At 72.3% G+C, this 16,414-nt stretch carries 16 protein-coding genes; 11 read left to right on the top strand and 5 right to left on the bottom strand.

Features of this window, described 5'->3' with window-relative positions; translation table 11 throughout:
• Nucleotides 1–35 precede the first annotated feature (35 nt).
• The 5 genes from OG242_RS07315 to OG242_RS07295 all read left to right on the top strand — a co-directional run bounded on the left by OG242_RS07315 (nucleotide 36) and on the right by OG242_RS07295 (nucleotide 4,069).
• A complete protein-coding gene (locus tag OG242_RS07315) occupies nucleotides 36–485 on the top strand; it encodes an SRPBCC family protein (RefSeq protein ID WP_405897366.1) in 450 nt (149 codons plus the stop codon).
• Nucleotides 486–489: 4 nt separating this feature from the next.
• Complete coding sequence (locus OG242_RS07310) at nucleotides 490–1,689, top strand: ArsA family ATPase (RefSeq protein ID WP_405897365.1); 1,200 nt, start codon at nucleotides 490–492, stop codon at nucleotides 1,687–1,689.
• 82 nt (nucleotides 1,690–1,771) lie between these two features.
• Nucleotides 1,772–2,230 carry a DUF5304 domain-containing protein gene (locus tag OG242_RS07305; RefSeq protein WP_405897364.1) on the top strand — a complete coding sequence of 153 codons (459 nt, stop codon included), beginning with the start codon at nucleotides 1,772–1,774 and terminating at the stop codon, nucleotides 2,228–2,230.
• Nucleotides 2,231–2,303: 73 nt separating this feature from the next.
• A complete protein-coding gene (locus tag OG242_RS07300; RefSeq protein WP_405897363.1) occupies nucleotides 2,304–3,245 on the top strand; it encodes an ROK family glucokinase in 942 nt (313 codons plus the stop codon).
• A gap of 80 nt (nucleotides 3,246–3,325) precedes the next feature.
• The gene (locus OG242_RS07295) at nucleotides 3,326–4,069 is read left to right on the top strand and encodes an endonuclease/exonuclease/phosphatase family protein (protein WP_405897362.1); all 744 of its coding nucleotides are present in this window, start codon (nucleotides 3,326–3,328) and stop codon (nucleotides 4,067–4,069) included.
• Nucleotides 4,070–4,082: 13 nt separating this feature from the next.
• Here the strand turns inward: OG242_RS07295 and OG242_RS07290 are convergent, their stop codons facing one another.
• Nucleotides 4,083–4,748 (bottom strand): hypothetical protein, encoded by a 666-nt coding sequence (locus OG242_RS07290; protein WP_405897361.1) that lies wholly within the window; start codon nucleotides 4,746–4,748, stop codon nucleotides 4,083–4,085.
• Nucleotides 4,741–5,532, bottom strand: a complete 792-nt coding sequence (locus OG242_RS07285; protein ID WP_405901534.1) for an alpha/beta hydrolase — start codon at nucleotides 5,530–5,532, stop codon at nucleotides 4,741–4,743. The genes OG242_RS07290 and OG242_RS07285 overlap by 8 nt, the downstream gene beginning before the upstream one ends.
• Before the next feature lie 224 nt (nucleotides 5,533–5,756).
• On the opposite strand from OG242_RS07285, the gene OG242_RS07280 reads away from it, so the two are divergent.
• The 4 genes from OG242_RS07280 (at nucleotide 5,757) to OG242_RS07265 (ending at nucleotide 9,543) form a co-directional block, all read left to right on the top strand.
• Nucleotides 5,757–6,491, top strand: a complete 735-nt coding sequence (locus OG242_RS07280) for a lysophospholipid acyltransferase family protein (RefSeq protein ID WP_405897360.1) — start codon at nucleotides 5,757–5,759, stop codon at nucleotides 6,489–6,491.
• A gap of 41 nt (nucleotides 6,492–6,532) precedes the next feature.
• Complete coding sequence (macS, locus tag OG242_RS07275; RefSeq protein ID WP_405897359.1) at nucleotides 6,533–7,765, top strand: MacS family sensor histidine kinase; 1,233 nt, start codon at nucleotides 6,533–6,535, stop codon at nucleotides 7,763–7,765.
• Nucleotides 7,762–8,454: a response regulator gene (locus tag OG242_RS07270; RefSeq protein ID WP_405897358.1), complete on the top strand. Its 693-nt coding sequence runs from the start codon at nucleotides 7,762–7,764 to the stop codon at nucleotides 8,452–8,454. Before macS ends, OG242_RS07270 begins: the two co-directional genes overlap by 4 nt.
• Before the next feature lie 84 nt (nucleotides 8,455–8,538).
• On the top strand, nucleotides 8,539–9,543 hold the full coding sequence (locus tag OG242_RS07265) for a 2-hydroxyacid dehydrogenase (RefSeq protein WP_405897357.1): 1,005 nt from the start codon (nucleotides 8,539–8,541) through the stop codon (nucleotides 9,541–9,543).
• A 28-nt stretch (nucleotides 9,544–9,571) separates the two neighbouring features.
• Here OG242_RS07265 and OG242_RS07260 read toward each other — a convergent pair whose 3' ends face one another.
• The 3 genes from OG242_RS07260 to OG242_RS07250 form a co-directional block, all read right to left on the bottom strand.
• On the bottom strand, nucleotides 9,572–11,452 hold the full coding sequence (locus OG242_RS07260) for an anthranilate synthase family protein (protein ID WP_405897356.1): 1,881 nt from the start codon (nucleotides 11,450–11,452) through the stop codon (nucleotides 9,572–9,574).
• Between the two features lie 100 nt (nucleotides 11,453–11,552).
• A complete protein-coding gene (locus tag OG242_RS07255) occupies nucleotides 11,553–11,609 on the bottom strand; it encodes a trp operon leader peptide (protein ID WP_073735655.1) in 57 nt (18 codons plus the stop codon).
• A 90-nt stretch (nucleotides 11,610–11,699) separates the two neighbouring features.
• Nucleotides 11,700–14,480, bottom strand: coding sequence for an N-acetylmuramoyl-L-alanine amidase (locus OG242_RS07250; RefSeq protein ID WP_405897355.1), 2,781 nt, complete (start codon nucleotides 14,478–14,480; stop codon nucleotides 11,700–11,702).
• A gap of 129 nt (nucleotides 14,481–14,609) precedes the next feature.
• Between OG242_RS07250 and OG242_RS07245 the strand changes: the two genes are divergently transcribed.
• Both OG242_RS07245 and OG242_RS07240 read left to right on the top strand, forming a co-directional pair.
• The gene (locus OG242_RS07245; RefSeq protein WP_405897354.1) at nucleotides 14,610–15,995 is read left to right on the top strand and encodes a class II 3-deoxy-7-phosphoheptulonate synthase; all 1,386 of its coding nucleotides are present in this window, start codon (nucleotides 14,610–14,612) and stop codon (nucleotides 15,993–15,995) included.
• 171 nt (nucleotides 15,996–16,166) lie between these two features.
• Nucleotides 16,167–16,409, top strand: coding sequence for a bacterioferritin-associated ferredoxin (locus OG242_RS07240; RefSeq protein ID WP_405897353.1), 243 nt, complete (start codon nucleotides 16,167–16,169; stop codon nucleotides 16,407–16,409).
• Nucleotides 16,410–16,414: the final 5 nt, after the last annotated feature.

Genomic DNA, 16,414 nt, shown 5'->3' with positions numbered 1-16,414 from the left:
CATGGACCGGCACACCGCACTGGAGGGCCACAGCGATGGCTGAACACACCAGCTCGAGCATCACGATCGAGGCGGCGCCGGCCGACGTCATGGGTGTGATCGCCGACTTCGAGCGCTACCCGGAATGGACCGGCGAGGTCAAGGAGGCCGAGGTCCTCGGCACCGACGAACGCGGCCGCGCCGAGAAGGTCCGGCTCGTCCTGGACGCCGGCGCGATCAAGGACGACCACACCCTCGCCTACACCTGGATCGGCGACTACGAGGTCAGCTGGACCCTGGTCAAGTCGCAGATGCTCCGCGCCATCGACGGCTCCTACGCGCTCGCGCCCCTCGGCGACGGCGCCCGCACCGAGGTCACCTACCGGCTGACCGTCGACGTCAAGATCCCCATGCTCGGCATGATCAAGCGCAAGGCGGAGAAGGTCATCATCGACCGCGCCCTCGCCGGCCTGAAGAAGCGCGTCGAATCCGTCCCGAAGGCCTGAGCGCGTGCGTACGGTCCTGGTCACCGGACCCGGCGGAGCCGGCCGTACGACCATCGCGGCGGCCACCGCGCTCGCCGCGGCCCGCGACGGCGCCCGCACCCTGCTGATCTCCGCCGATCCGATACCCGGCTTCCCCGACGCCAACGAGCCCACCCCCGTCACCGAGGGCCTGTGGTCCGTCCGGCTCGACTCCGGCGCGCACTTCCGCACCGAACTCCTCTCCCTCCAGGAGCAGTTGTCCGGCGTCCTCGATCTGCTCGGCGGCAACCCGCTGGACGGCGAGGAGCTGACCGAACTCCCCGGCAGCACCGAACTCGCCCTGCTGCACGCGCTGCGCCGCGCCGCCCACGGCGACTGGTCCGGGGAGGCGTACGAGCTCCTCGTCGTCGACCTGCCGCCCCTGCGCGAGGCCCTCGCCCTGCTCGCCCTGCCCGGACAGCTGCGCCGTTACCTGCGCCGGCTGCTGCCCCAGGAGCGCCAGGCCGCCCGCGCCCTGCGCCCGATGCTCGCCCAGCTGGCCGGCGTCCCCATGCCCGCCCAGTGGCTGTACGAGGCCGCCGCCCGGCGCGACGCCGAGCTGGCCCAGGTCCAGGCACTCATCGAGGACCGCGCCACCACGCTCCGGCTGGTCGCCGAACCGGGCCCGGCCGCCGACGACGCCCTGCGCACCGCCCGCACCGGACTCGCCCTGCACGGCCTGCGCACCGAGCCGCCGGTGGCCAACCGGATGCTCCCCGGCCACTCCCCGGACCCCTTCTTCGCCGCGCTCGCCGCCCAGCAGGAGAAGGTCATCGCCCACTGGGACGAGGAGGGGCCCGCCCCGGTCCGGATCGCGCACCTCGGCCGCGACCCGCAGGGTCCCGCCGACCTCCTGGCCCTCGCCGGCGAGGACGGGGCACTCGCGGTGCCCGGCACCGGCGAGGCGGACGGCCGGGCCGCGGACCCCTGGTGGATCGAGGAGGCCGGCGGGCCGGACGGCGACGGGATACTCGTCTGGTGCCTGCGGCTGCCCGGCGCCGTCAAGAAGGACCTCCAGCTCGTCCGGCGCGGCGTCGAACTCCTCCTGACGGTAGGCCCGTTCCACCGCATCGTGCCCCTGGAGCCCGTGCTGCGCCGCTGCACCGTCTCCGGCGCGGCGCTCACCGACGGCGTGCTCCGGGTCCGCTTCACCCCCGACCCGGCACTCTGGCCCCGGACGAGCTGAACGTCGTACCACCGTTCGGGTAACGTCGAAGGTACGTGTCCGGTATGCCGGGCCGCCGGCCACGATGTCCCAGGAGTCCGCCATGAGCGAAGCCACCGATCGTCCCGCCGACGACGACGCATGGGCCGACGCGTGCGCCGAGGACCTCGCCGCCGAGCAGGCCCGCCGCCGCGCCGCCTACGGCCCGCCGCCCGGCTCCGCCGCCGAGGAGCTGCGCAGGCTGATGGACGCGGTCACCGACAAGCTCGGCTCGTTCCAGGCGCCGCTCCTCGGGCTCGCCGCACAGGGCGCCGTCCAGCAGGTCATCCAGCAGGCCAAGGCGGCCGTGGAGCCAGTGATCGAGCGCAATCCGGACGTTTTCGAGCACATCGCGGCGGCCGGGAACGAACTGCTCGCCGCCTACCGCTCCGCCGTCCAGGGCCAGGAAGGCCGCTGGACCCGGGGGGCGGGCGACCCCGCGGGCACGGAAAACAAGGCGGAAGACCCCGAAGGCCCCCACGGCGAGGGGTCCGGCGCGGGCGAGCACATCGACCTGGACTGACCGGCGCCGACAGGACGGGGCCCCGCCTCGGGTACGGTTGCCTCAGCGGGGCTCGACCGGAACTGAGGGATTCATGGGACTCACCATCGGCGTCGATATCGGCGGCACGAAGATCGCAGCTGGAGTGGTCGACGAAGAGGGCCACATCCTCTCGACCTTCAAGGTGCCGACCCCGCCGACGGCCGAAGGCATCGTGGACGCGATCGCGGCGGCGGTGTCCGGCGCGAGCGAGGGGCATCCCGTCGAGGCGGTCGGCATCGGCGCGGCCGGATACGTCGACGACAAGCGGGCCACGGTGCTGTTCGCACCCAACATCAACTGGCGCCACGAGCCGCTCAAGGACAAGGTCGAGCAGCGCGTCGGCCTCCCCGTCGTCGTCGAGAACGACGCCAACGCGGCGGCCTGGGGCGAATACCGCTTCGGTGCCGGCCAGGGCCACGAGGACGTCATCTGCATCACGCTGGGCACGGGCCTCGGCGGCGGCATCATCATCGGCAACAAGCTGCGCCGCGGACGCTTCGGCGTGGCCGCCGAGTTCGGCCACATCCGGGTCGTCCCGGACGGTCTGCTCTGCGGCTGCGGCAGCCAGGGCTGCTGGGAGCAGTACGCCTCCGGCCGCGCCCTCGTGCGGTACGCGAAGCAGCGTGCCAACGCCACCCCGGAGAACGCCCCGATCCTCCTGGGGCTCGGCGACGGCACCGTGGACGGCATCGAGGGCAAGCACATCAGCGAGGCCGCCCGCCAGGGCTGCCCGGTGGCCGTCGACTCGTTCCGCGAGCTGGCCCGCTGGGCCGGCGCCGGACTCGCCGACCTGGCCTCGCTGTTCGACCCCTCGGCCTTCATCGTCGGCGGCGGCGTCTCGGACGAGGGCGAGCTCGTCCTCGACCCGATCCGCAAGTCGTTCCGGCGCTGGCTGATCGGCGGCGAGTGGCGCCCGCACGCCCAGGTGCTCGCCGCCCAACTCGGCGGCAAGGCAGGGCTCGTGGGGGCCGCGGACCTGGCCCGCCAGGGCTGAGCCGCCCGTCGTACCGAAACGTGCCGGACGCCCGTCGCGCCCCCTCGGGGGCGGGCGGGCGTCCGCCGTATCGTGAGGGCATGGCCACGATGTCGCTGCCCGATTCGCGCACCGAGCAGGACGGCTCGGCCGTCGTCCGCGTGCTCAGCTACAACATCCGGTCGATGCGCGACGACCGCGCCGCCCTCGCCCGGGTCATCCGCGCCTGCGCCCCCGACCTGGTCCTCGTCCAGGAGGCGCCGCGGTTCTTCCGCTGGCGCAAGTACGCCGCCCGGCTCGCCGCCGCCACCGACCTGGTGATCCTCGGCGGGGGCGCCACCGCGGCCGGGCCGCTGCTGCTGTGCTCGCTGCGCGCCACGGTCGAGCGCACCGAGGACATCCTGCTGCCGCGCACCCCGGGGCTGCACCGCAGGGGCTTCGCCACCGCCGTCGTCCGGTTCGCGGGTGTCCGGCTCGGCGTGGTCAGCTGCCACCTGAGCCTCCAGCGGCAGGAGCGCCTGGCCCAGGCCGGGCGGCTGATGGAGACCGTGGACGCGCTGGGCGTCGAGCACGCCGTGGTCGCCGGCGACCTCAACGACGTACCGAGCGGGCGGTCCTTCCGGCGTCTCGCCGGGCGCTACCAGGACTGCTGGGAGATGAAGCCGCAGGGCGGCGAGTACACCTTCCCCGCGCACGACCCGCGCCGCCGGCTCGACGCGGTCTTCGCCACCGACGGCATCGAGGTCCTCGGCTGCGGAGTGCCGGACGGGCTGCCCGAGGCCGACCTGCGGGCCGCGACCGACCACCTGCCGGTGCTGGCCGCGCTCCGGGTGCCGGCCACCTGATCCGGGCGGGCCGTCAGACCACCGCGCCCCGGCCCGGGTCGTCGTCGCCCTCGTCGTCGGGGTTCATCCGCGCCACCAGCGTCACGAAACCGCCCAGGAAGCCGCCGACGCAGACCGTCGTCAGCCACCAGGTCATCTCCCAGGACAGCAGGACCGCGACCAGCATCAGCAACGGGCCGCCGACCGCCGCGAGCCAGGCGAACTTCGCCGTGACGTCCACCTCCGGCAGCGGCGGCGGCTCCGGCGGCACGAAGTGCCCCTCGTCGTCGTCCCCGCCGGGGGCGTCCGGGGCGGCCGGTTCGTAGTCGCGCGGGCCGCCCACGCCGGGCGCGAACACCACGGAACTGCCCAACGGCCGGTCCTGGTCCGGTTCGGGCCTGAGGGGCTTCTTACCGAGGCCCTTGTCCGCGGCCGGGGCGGTCAGCGGGCCGTCGTCCGGCAGCGTGAGGTCCTCGATCGACCGGAAGGGCCGCGCGCCCGGCGGGTCCGGCGGCTCCTCCCCGTAACCCGCGACGATGGCCCGCCAGACGGCCTCCTCGTCGAGCGGTCCGTCCCCCTCGCCGGCCACCGGGGCGGCCGGTACCGGGGCACCGCCGTCGTCGGCGACGGCCGCCCCCTCCACGGGGAGCGGCTCGCGCTCCTCCTCGCTGCCCGCGCGTTCCGCGTCGTGCTCAGCCACCGGACGTGCTCCCCTTCTTCCCGCCCTGATCCTTCTCGCTCGGAGCGAGGCGGCCGATGAACGCATGACTCTCGTCGAAGATCCGCTTCGCATCATGGTCCAACGTCGCCACGTGGTAGCTCTGTTCCAGCAGGACCTCGCGGACGTCCGTCGAGGAGACGCGGCTCAGGATGCGGGCGGAATCGGCGGGGGACACGACATGGTCCTGCGGGCTGTGCAGCAGCAGGAGCGGCTGGGTGACCTGGGGCAGGTCGCCGTCGACCAGCCGGAAGAACCTGCGCACCGAATGCGCCGCGTGCAGCGGGACCCGGTCGTATCCCACCTCGGCCACGCCCTCCAGCGCGATGTCGCTGACCAGGCCCTTCGTCGTCGGCACCAGATGGCGGACCACCGGCAGCGCGTGCGCCGCGAGGCCGTGCACCTTGTTGGCCGGGTTGACGAGGACCAGACCGCTGACCGCGTCCCCGTGCTTCGCGGCCAGCCGCAGCGCCAGCGCGCCGCCCATGGAGAGCCCGAAGACGAAGACCCGCGCGCAGCGCTCCAGCAGACCGCGCAGCTCCCGGTCCACCTCCGCGTACCAGTCCTGCCAGCCGGTGACCTGCATGTCCTGCCAGCGCGTGCCGTGCCCGGGGAGCAGCGGCAGCGAGACCGTGAGCCCGCGCTCGGCCAGATACTCGGCCCAGGGACGCAGCGACTGCGGGGAACCGGTGAATCCGTGACAGAGGAGGACGCCGACCTCTCCGCCCTCGTGGCGGAACGGCTCGGCTCCGGGAAGGACCGGCACCGGGGTCTCCTGTTCGTGAGGCACGCGGGGAGCGTGAAGGGGGTGTACGGAGGATGTGCGGGAGTGCGCGAGGATTACTTCACCGTACGCGACCGGGCCGACACCGACCAGGGCCGTCACCGGCCGGTCCCGCCCTCGGGCGCGGACACCCCGCCCGCGCCAGGGGCCTGACCGGCGACGCCTCGGGTTAAGGTCTGTCGGACAGCACACAGGAGGCACCCGAGTTGATCTACGGCGCTATGAAGTTCTCCATCGGCGGGTCTCTGAAGCTCGCCTTCAGGCCGTGGGTGGAGGGCCTGGAGAACATTCCCGCGCGCGGGCCCGCGATCCTCGCCAGCAACCACCTGTCGTTCTCCGACTCCTTCTTCCTGCCGGCTGTCCTGGACCGCAAGGTGACCTTCATCGCCAAGGCGGAGTACTTCACCGCGCCGGGCGTGAAGGGCAAGCTCACCGCCGCGTTCTTCAAGGGCGTCGGCCAGCTCCCCGTCGACCGCTCCGGTGCGCGCGGCGCCGGCGAGGCCGCGATCCGGGCGGGCATCCAGGTCATCGAGAGCGGCGGCCTCTTCGGCATCTACCCCGAGGGCACCCGGTCGCCGGACGGCCGGCTCTACCGGGGCAAGCCCGGCGGGCTGGCCCGGGTCGCGCTCGCGACCGGGGCGCCGGTGATCCCCGTCGCGATGATCGACACGGAGAAGATCCAGCCGCCCGGCCAGGTCGTGCCCAAGCTGATGCGCCCCGGCATCCGCATCGGCAAGCCGCTCGACTTCAGCCGCTACCACGGCATGGAGGGCGACCGCTTCATCCTGCGCTCGGTCACCGACGAGGTGATGTACGAGATCATGAAGCTCTCGGGCCAGGAGTACGTCGACGTCTACGCGACCGCCGCCAAGCGGCAGATCGCCGACGAGGCCAAGCGCCGGTCCGAGGCCGCGAAGAAGACGGACGGCGACAGCGCCTGAGGCAAGGCGCGGCGGTCCGCCGGGGGACGGGGGAGAACAGCATGGTCAAACGCGTACGCGTGGTGCGGATGTCGGTGGAGCAGCCGCTGTGGCGCGCCCTGACGGCGTACCGCGTGCTGACGATGGTCTACGCGGTCCTGCTCGCCGCCTTCGCCCGGCACGACTACGAGCGGCCCTGGATAGCGATCACGTTCCTGTCGCTGATGTCGGTCTGGACGCTCGCCACCCTGCCGAAGGTGGGCAGCGCCGCCGCCTGCACCAGGCGCTTCCTGGGCGCGGACCTGGCCATCGCCCTCGCCGGGATCCTCGTCACCCCGCTCGCCGACCTCCAGGCGCAGCACATCGACGGACCGACCCTGCCGTCCATCTGGACGGCCGGTTCCGTCCTGGCCTTCGCGATCAAGGGCGGCTGGCGCTGGGCGGGCTTCGCCTCCAGCCTGGTCGCCGTCGCCAACCTCATCGAGCGCGGCGAACCCAGCCGCGACACCCTGCACAACGTGATGCTGGTCTGGGTCGCCTCCATCGCCATCGGGTACGTCGTCGAGGTCGCCCGCGCCAGTGAGCGCACCCTCGCCCGCGCCCTGGAGATCGAGGCCGCCACCCGCGAACGCGAGCGCCTGGCCCGGGACATCCACGACGGCGTCCTCCAGGTCCTCGCGATGGTCCAGCGGCGCGGCGCCGCGCTCGGCGGCGAGGCGGCTGAGCTGGGCCGGATGGCCGGGGAGCAGGAGGTCGCCCTGCGCACCCTGGTCTCCAGCGGCCTCGTGCCCCCCACCCGGGTCTCCGAGGACGCCTCCGAGGGCGCCGTCGTCCGCACCGTCGAGGCGGACGAGGACGAGCCGGGCGACGGGGACGGCGGCGAGACCGATCTGCGGACGCTGCTCGCCCCGCACGCCGGGTCCCGGACCAGCTTCGCGGAGCCCGGCGCTCCGGTGCTGCTGCCGTCCGCGGCGGCCGCGGAACTGGCGGCGGCGGTCGGCGCCGCCCTGGACAATGTCCGGGTGCACGCGGGGGAGCACGCCCAGGCGTGGATCCTGCTGGAGGACTGGCCGGACGAGGTCATCGTGACGGTCCGGGACGACGGCCCCGGCATCCCCGAGGGGCGGCTCGCGCAGGCCGAGGGGGAGGGGCGGCTCGGGGTCGCCCTGTCGATCCGCGGCCGGCTGCGCGATCTGGGCGGTACGGCAGAGCTGATCTCGGTGCCAGGACAGGGCACCGAGGTCGAATTGAAGGTTCCTAAGGTTTCACGGGGGAAGGCGGGATCGGTCCGATGAGCGCGACACACGAAGAGGACGCCGGGCAGCGGGCGATCAGAGTGATGGTGGTGGACGACCACCCGATGTGGCGCGACGCCGTGGCCCGCGACCTCGCCGAGGCCGGCTTCGACGTGGTGGCCACCGCGGGCGACGGGCCGCAGGCCGTCCGCCGGGCCGCTGCCGTCACCCCGGACGTCCTCGTCCTCGACCTCAACCTGCCCGGCATGCCCGGGGTGCGGGTCTGCAAGGAACTCGTCGCCGCCCAGCCCGGACTGCGGGTGCTGGTGCTCTCCGCCAGCGGCGAGCACGCCGACGTCCTGGAGGCGGTCAAGTCCGGCGCCACCGGCTACCTGATGAAGTCGGCGAGCACCCAGGAGCTCACCGAGGCCGTCCGCCGCACCGCCGCCGGCGACGCGGTCTTCACCCCGGGCCTGGCCGGTCTGGTGCTCGGCGAGTACCGCAGGCTGGCCTCGGAGCCCGCACCGGCCGCGTCCGACGAGCCGAAGGCCCCGGAGCTGACCGACCGGGAGACCGAGGTCCTGCGGCTGGTGGCCAAGGGGCTCTCGTACAAGCAGATCGCCGAGCGGCTCGTCATCTCGCACCGCACCGTGCAGAACCACGTCCAGAACACCCTGGGCAAGCTCCAGCTGCACAACAGGGTGGAGCTGGTGCGGTACGCCATAGAGCGCGGGCTCGACGACGCCTGACGAAGGGACCTGAGCGGCGCGGCGGGGCACCCGGCCGTATATTCGCGATGACCGGCCGCGCAGCACGCAGACAGGGGAGACGCCGTGGAGATCCTGGCCTTCGGAGTGCAGTCCGACGAGAAGCCGCTGATCGAGAAGGCGTTCGCCGGCAAGCACGAAGTCCGGTGCCTGGACGTCTTCCTGAACCGTGACACCGCGCCCATCGCGGCGGGCTACGAGATCGTCTCCAGCAGCGTCAACGCCGACCTGGGCGGCGCGGTCCTGCAGACCCTCGCGGCCGGCGGCACCCAGCTGATCGCCCAGCGCTCCACCGGCTTCAACAACATCGACCTGGACGTCGCCGAGCGCCTCGCCCTGCGCGTCGCCCGGGTCTCGTACTACTCGCCGTACTCGGTCGCGGAGTTCGCCTGGACCCTCGCCATGGCGGCCAACCGCCGGGTGATCCGGGCCGCCGGCCGCACCCGCGACTTCGACTTCCGGCTCGACGGGCTCCTCGGCCGCGACATGCACGGCCGCACGGTGGGCGTCATCGGCACCGGCAAGATCGGCGAGGCGTTCACCCGGATCGCCCACGGCTTCGGCATGAAGCTGCTCGGCTGGGACGTCGCCGAGAACCCGGCCTGCGTCGAGCTGGGCATGCGCTACGTCGACAAGGAGCGGCTGCTCGCCGAGGCCGACCTCGTCAGCCTGCACGTGCCGCTGCTGCCCTCGACCCACCACCTCATCGACAAGGACGCCCTCGCCCTGATGAAGGACGACGCGATCCTGGTCAACTCCAGCCGGGGCGGCCTCATCGACACCTCGGCCCTCGTCGGCGAGCTGCGCGCGGGCCGGTTCCTGGGCGTCGGACTCGATGTGTACGAGGCGGAGGCCGGGCTGTTCTTCCTGGACAAGTCCCTGGAGGGCGTCGACGACGACACCCTGGCCCGGCTCGTCACCTTCCCGAACGTCATCGTCACCTCGCACCAGGCGTACTACACCGAGGACGCGGTCGGCCAGATCATCGACGCCACCGTGCGGAACGTCGACGACTACCTGGCCGGCCGCCACGGCGACAACGTCCTGGTCCCCGCCCGCCCCGGGTCCTGACCCCGCCAGGACCCGGAACGGCCGCGCCTCAGCCGCGTACCGGCAGCGCCGCCAGCAGCTCGGCCACGATCGCCGAACCGCGCAGCGTCAGCACCGACTCCGGGTGGAACTGCACCGACGCGAAGCCGCCCCCGCGCATCGCGTGCAGCTCACCGGAGACCGCGTCCCGGCTCACCTCGATGCCGCGCCCTGCCAGCTCCGCCGCCCCGGAGTCGTCGCAGCGCGCGGTGAAGCTGTTGTAGAAGCCGACGGTCTCGGGCCGCCCGAACAGGTCGATACGGGTCTGCGCCCCCTGGTACGGCACCGCCTTGCGGACGATCTCCAGGCCCAGCTCCGCCGCGATCAGCTCATGGCCCAGGCACACACCGAGCAGCCCGTGCCGGTGGTCCCGCACCAGCTCCGCGGCCATCGCGCGCAGCAGCCGCATCTTCGGGTCGGCCGCGTCCCCCGGGTTCCCCGGCCCGGGGCCCAGCACCACGGGCCCCTCGTGCGCCCGCACCGCCTCGCGCAGCCCCGGCTCGTCGTAGCGCCGCACGGTGACGTCGAGGCCCGAGGCGCGCAGCAGGTGCCCGAGCATCGCGGTGAACGTGTCCTCGCCGTCCACCACCAGCGCGTGGCCGACGCGGTCGGCGGCGCGCTCCTGCATCCGCAGCCAGAACGGGGCGAGCCCGTCCCGCCGGGCGTCCAGGGCCTCCCGCACCCGCGGGTCGGCGGCCAGCCGGGGCCGCTCGCGCTCCGCCTCGGGCCGGGCCGGGCGCACGCCGAGGGCGGACAGCACCCCGGCCGCCTTCGCGTGGGTCTCGGCGACCTCGCCCGCCGGGTCCGAGTGGCGCACCAGCGTCGCCCCGACCGGCACCCGCAGCGTGCCGTCGGCGTCGATGTCGGCGGTCCGGATGAGGATCGGCGAGTCCAGGGTCTGCGTGCCGTCCGGCTCCCGGCGCAGCAGGGCCAGCGCGCCCGCGTAGTAGCCGCGCCCGCCGGCCTCGTACCGTTCGATGACCCGGCAGGCGTTCTGCACGGGCGAGCCGGTGACGGTCGCCGCGAACATGGTCTCCTTCAGCACCTCCCGTACGTCCAGCGAGGAGCGTCCGCGCAACTCGTACTCGGTGTGCGCGAGATGGGCCATCTCCTTCAGACGCGGGCCGATCACCACCCCGCCCATGTCGCCGACCGTGCACATCATCTTCAGTTCCTCGTCGACCACCATGGAGAGCTCCTCGGTCTCCTTGCGGTCACCGAGGAAGGCGAGCAGGCCCTCGGGGGTCGGGCCCTCGGCGGGATAGCGGTACGTGCCGCTGATCGGGTTCATCACGACGGTCCCGCCGGACATCCGCACGTGCACCTCGGGGCTGGCGCCCACGAGCGTCCTCTCCCCGGTGTGCACGACGAACGTCCAGTACGCCCCCCGCTCACCGGCCAGCAGCCGGCGGAACAGGGCCAGCGCGTCCGCCCGGCCGAACCCGTCGATCCGCCCACGGAACGTCCGCCGGATCACGAAGTTCGCACCCTCGCCCCGGCCGATCTCGTCCTCGATCACCCGCCGCACCGTCCCGGCGTACTCCTCGTCGCTGACGTCGAACTCCCCGTCCGCCACGTGGACTTCATGGCGCGGCAGCTGCTCCAGCGCCTCATCGAGGGTCAGCGTGTACGACTCGTCGGCGACCAGGACGGACAGCGGTGTGCCGTCGTCGCGTACGTCGAAGCCGCGCTCCGCGATCTGCCGGAACGGCACCAGCGCCAGCGAGGGCCGCTCGCCGACGGGGATGTCGGCGAGCCGGTCCGCCTCGTGCACCCGGCCGATCAGCACCTCGACGGTGTCGTGGTCGTGGCCGGGGGTGCGGCGGCGCAGCAGGGCGAAGGGCGGGCAGTCGTCGCCGAGGAGTCTGTCGATGCTCATGCCGGTGCTCATGGGGTGTGGTTCCTTCCAGGGGGATCAGCTGGGAGGAACGGCCCGTGGACACGGAAAAGGCCGCCCCTCGGGCGGCCTCTGCGTCAGTGTGTACGCGCGATCAGTGGGCCGCCGGATGAGCGGTCCACCACCAGTTACGGGTCGAGTGCGCGAACATGCCCCGTACCCTAACCCACCCCGGACGGCGGCGGGGCCCTTTCCCACCCGGCCGGATGGGAAAGGGCCCGCGCACAGGGCGTGCTGTCGGCTAGAACAGCGTGTCGTAGATCTGCCAGCCGTCCCCGACCTGCGACTTCGTCGCGAACGGCGCCGTCGTCTTGCCGGTGGAGTGGTAGAACCAGAAATCTCCGGCCGAGTCCACGCCGACCAGGTCGCCCCGGCCGTCACGGTCCAGGTCGCTCGGTCCGAGCAGCAGCTTGTACTTGCCCCAGCCGCTGCCGATCTTGACCCGCTTGGCGTACGGCTTGGTCGCCGAGCCGGTGCCCGTGTAGATCCACAGCACCCCGGCCTTGTCCCGGGCCACGAAGTCCGCCTTGCCGTCGCCGTTGAGGTCGCCGGTGGAGACGATCCGGTCGTAGATCTGCCAGCCGGTGCCGATCTTCGCCTTGGGCGCGAAGGGCTTCGCCGGGGTGCCCGTGCCCTTGTAGAAGTAGATGTCGCCGGCGGAGTTGCGGGCGATCAGGTCGGCCTTGCGGTCACCGTCGAGGTCGCGCATGCCGGTGAGGCTGTTGTACTGGTTCCAGCCGCTGCCGATCCTGAGCCGGGCCTGGTACGCCTTGTCCGGGTCGCCGCTGCCGCGGTAGTACCAGAGCACGCCGCCCTTGTCGCGGGCCACGAAGTCGCCCGTGCCGTCCGCGCGCAGCGCGGTCATCGCGGTGATCGCCGTGTAGCTGCCCCACCCGTAGCCCGTCTGGTAGCGGCGGTAGTACGGGGAGGAGGCGCTGCCGGTGCCCTGGTACTGCCAGATGCGCCCGGCGCTGTCGCGGCCGATCATGTTGTACCGGTCGGTCGCTGTGGCCGGTGCGACGCTCGTGGAGGTCTGGACGTCGCTCGCCTTCACCCACGCCATACGGTGGTTGTAGCGGATCGGCAGGTAGCCGGTGGAGCCGACGACGTTCTGCTGGGCGGAGCCGAACCAGTCGTCGCCCTTCACCTCGGGACCGGCCAGCGTGTACGACTGGCCCGCGGGCAGCTTGTACTTCGTCAGGTAGTCCGGGCTGTCCGTCGGTGCCTCCAGGCCCGCGGCGTCGTAGGCCGCGGTCTCCGGGTAGGAGCGGCCGTAGATCCGGACCGTCACCCCGGCCTTGGCCTTCACCACGCGCGGGGCAGCCGCGAGCGGCACGGTGTACTGGCCGCCCGGGTTGTAGAACCAGGCCTTCTTCCCGGCGTACCAGATCGCCGTCCAGTTGCCCTTCGCCTCGGCGACGACATAGGTGTCGCCCGCGCGGACCTTGTTGCCCCAGTTGGAGCCCTCGCTGTACAGCGACGTGAAGTAGGGGTCGGTCAGCGTGGCGGCGCTGGTGGACGCCGAGGTGTAGAGGTAGCCGAAGTTCGCCGGCTGCTTGGTGACCGCCTTGGTGCCGTACGTCAGCTTCGGCTGGTTGGCCGTGGTGAACGGCGGGACCACGCGCACCAGCTGCCCCGCCTTGACCGGGCCGCCGGCGCCGCTCGCGCCCGTCGGGGCACCCATCAGGCCCATGAAGTGGTTCCAGTCCCAGAACGGGCCCGGGTCCCAGTGCGTCCCCGAGATGTTCCGGTCCAGCTGAACGGGCACCTCGTCGTGGCCGATGATGTGCTCACGGTCCAGCGGGATGCCGTACTTGTCGGACAGGAACTTCACCAGGGCCGCGGTCGACTCGTACTGCGACTCGCTGTACCAGCTGCCCTCCTTGATGGCGTAGCCCTCGTGCTCCACGCCGATGGAGTGCATGTTCAGGGTCCAGTTGCCCGCGTGCCACGCCAGGTCCTTGTTCTCGACCATCTGCGTGACCAGCCCGTCCGAGGCGCGGACCAGGTAGTTCGCGCTCGCGGCCGTGTCCGGGTTCGTGAGCGTGGCGAGCGAGCTCGCGTAGTCGCCCTCGGTGTCGTGGATCACGATCTGCCGGATGTCGACGCCCTGCGCCGGACGCACGGCGGGGGTGTAGCCGCGCTTGCCCGTGCTCGACGTTTCGGCCTGCACGAAGTTGCAGTTCAGGCCGGACGGGCACTCCGGAGTGGGCGTCGCGGCCGTGCTCGCGAAGCTCGCGGCGAGCGGCACGTTCGCCGGCTTCACCGGCTGGACGGAGCGGTCGGCGGGCAGCGAGATCTGCTGGCCGTCCTGGGTGAGCGCGCTCTCGCCCGTGCGGATCGTCTCGAAGACGCGCTTCGCGAAGAGGTCGGCGCCCTTCTTGTCCGGGGACTGGCTGAACCGCGCCACCGCCGGATACCACTGGGAGGCGTCGTCGGACAGGGAGCCCTTCGCGTCGCGCTGGTACTCGGCGAGCAGGGCCGCGCCCGCGCGGATGCTGTCCTCGGTGTCGTCGCGGACCGAGGCCGTGTCCGTGTCGATCAGCCCGGCGGCCTCGTCCAGCGTGTGCAGCCGGGGGTCGGAGGTGTCGACCGTCTTCTTCGGCAGCGAGCGCAGCGCCTTCGCGGCGTCGAAGGTCTTCTCGATCTCCGGCCGGCCGCTCATGTTCATGTGCGCCAGACGTTCCTTGTCGGCCGGCTGCTCCACGTCCGCGGCCGACACACTGGTCAGCCCCATGACGTTGTACGCACCGCTCGTGCTCGGCTCGCCGTCGTGGCTCTCCCACCGCGTCTGCCGGTACGAGACCGCCATCAGCACGCTCCGGGGCACGTCGAACTCGCGGGCCGCGTCCTCGAACTGGGCCTGGAGTACGGCGGACGGCGAGGTGGCCTTGGCGGTGCCGGTGTCCGGGTCCTGCGAGGCCATGGCCAGGGTGCCGATCGTCGCGGTCGCGACGACGGCCGCGCCGGCGCCGATCAGCAACCGTCTCTTCTTGAGGTCCTTACGGTGATTCCGCTTCAAGTCCCCACCCTCGGTATCCACTTGTCCAACGTTGTTCAACGCTGAAAGACGTGAGGCTAGCAGTCTGCCCGGACAGCCCCGGTCCCGGCCGCGCCGAGACGTGCGTCTCAGTCACTGAGCAACCCGGAAATGCAAGGGGCGCAACCCCGTAATGTGGGGGCCGTGACCGTGAACGCCAATACCTCCGTCGCCGGTGGCAACACCTGGCGAGACCTTCCCGCGGCGCAGCAGCCCGAGTACCCCGACTCCGAGGCCCTGCGCGATGTACTCGCGGACCTCGCGTCGTATCCGCCGCTCGTCTTCGCGGGCGAGTGCGACCAGCTGCGTGCCCGTATGGGAGCCGTCGCCAAGGGCGAGGCGTTCCTGTTGCAGGGCGGCGACTGCGCCGAGGCCTTCGACGCCGTGTCGGCCGAGCACATCCGGGCGAAGCTCAAGACGCTGCTCCAGATGAGCGCCGTCCTCACCTACGCGGCCTCCGTGCCCGTCGTCAAGGTCGGCCGGATCGCCGGCCAGTACTCCAAGCCGCGCTCCAAGCCGACCGAGACCCGCGACGGCGTGACCCTGCCGACCTACCGCGGCGACTCCGTCAACGGCTTCGCCTTCACCGAGGCCGACCGGATTCCGGACCCGGAGCGCCTGAAGCGGATGTACCACGCGTCCGCCTCCACGCTGAACCTCGTGCGCGCCTTCACCACCGGCGGCTACGCCGACCTGCGCCAGGTGCACGCGTGGAACCAGGACTTCGTGAAGTCGTCCCCGTCCGGCCAGCGCTACGAGGCTCTGGCCCGCGAGATCGACAACGCGCTGAACTTCATGAAGGCCTGCGGCACCGACCCCGCCGAGTTCAAGGCCGTCGAGTTCTACGCCTCCCACGAGGCCCTGCTGCTGGACTACGAGACGGCGCTGACCCGCACCGACTCGCGCACCGGGCACCTGTACGACACCTCGGGCCACATGGTGTGGATCGGCGAGCGCACCCGCCAGATGGACGGGGCGCACATCGAGTTCGCCGCGAAGGTCCGCAACCCCATCGGGATCAAGCTCGGCCCGACGACCACCGTCGACGAGGCGCTGGGCTACGTCGAGCGCCTCGACCCCGAGCGCGAGCCCGGCCGGCTGACCTTCATCGTCCGCATGGGCGCCGACAAGGTCCGCGACAAGCTGCCCGAGCTGGTCGAGAAGGTCACCGCCTCCGGCGCCACCGTCGCCTGGGTGACCGACCCGATGCACGGCAACACCTTCGAGGCCGCCTCCGGCCACAAGACGCGCCGCTTCGACGACGTCCTGGACGAGGTCAAGGGCTTCTTCGAGGTCCACAAGGGCCTCGGCACGCACCCCGGCGGCATCCACGTCGAGCTGACCGGCGACGACGTCACCGAGTGCGTCGGCGGCGGCCACGAGATCTTCGTGGACGACCTCCACCAGCGCTACGAGACGGCCTGCGACCCCCGGCTCAACCGCAGCCAGTCGCTCGACCTGGCCTTCCTCGTCGCCGAGATGTACCGCGACCAGTAGGCGTCACGGCGAGCAGCACCCGTACGACTGTGGGGCACGGATCGATGTGATCCGTGCCCCACAGGGCGTTCCGGGGCTTTCACCGCCCCCGGGCGGCGGGTAAGGTTAGGTTAGCCTCACCGATCATCGGGGCGGCGCCCACGACCCGTCCCCGCCCGGGAGGTGAACCGCATGTACGTCTGCTCGTGCTTCGGCGTTACGGAGCAGCAGGTCAAGGACCATGCGGCAGCCGGGGCCTGCACACCCCGCCAGATCGCCTCCGCCTCCAAGGCCGGCACGGACTGCGGCGGCTGTGTCCGCACCATCCAGGCGATGCTCGGCCGCGGCGGCTGCCCGCGCCGGGAGCTCCTGGACCGGAAGCAGACGCCCCTCACCGCCGCCGGCCCCGCGGAAGGCATCCCCGAAGCCGCCTGAGCGCG

This window comes from Streptomyces sp. NBC_00727 (assembly GCF_045161745.1).
Taxonomy (GTDB): domain Bacteria; phylum Actinomycetota; class Actinomycetes; order Streptomycetales; family Streptomycetaceae; genus Streptomyces.
Note: the sequence above shows the minus strand (reverse complement) of the source record. Positions and strands in the feature narration are given on the sequence as shown.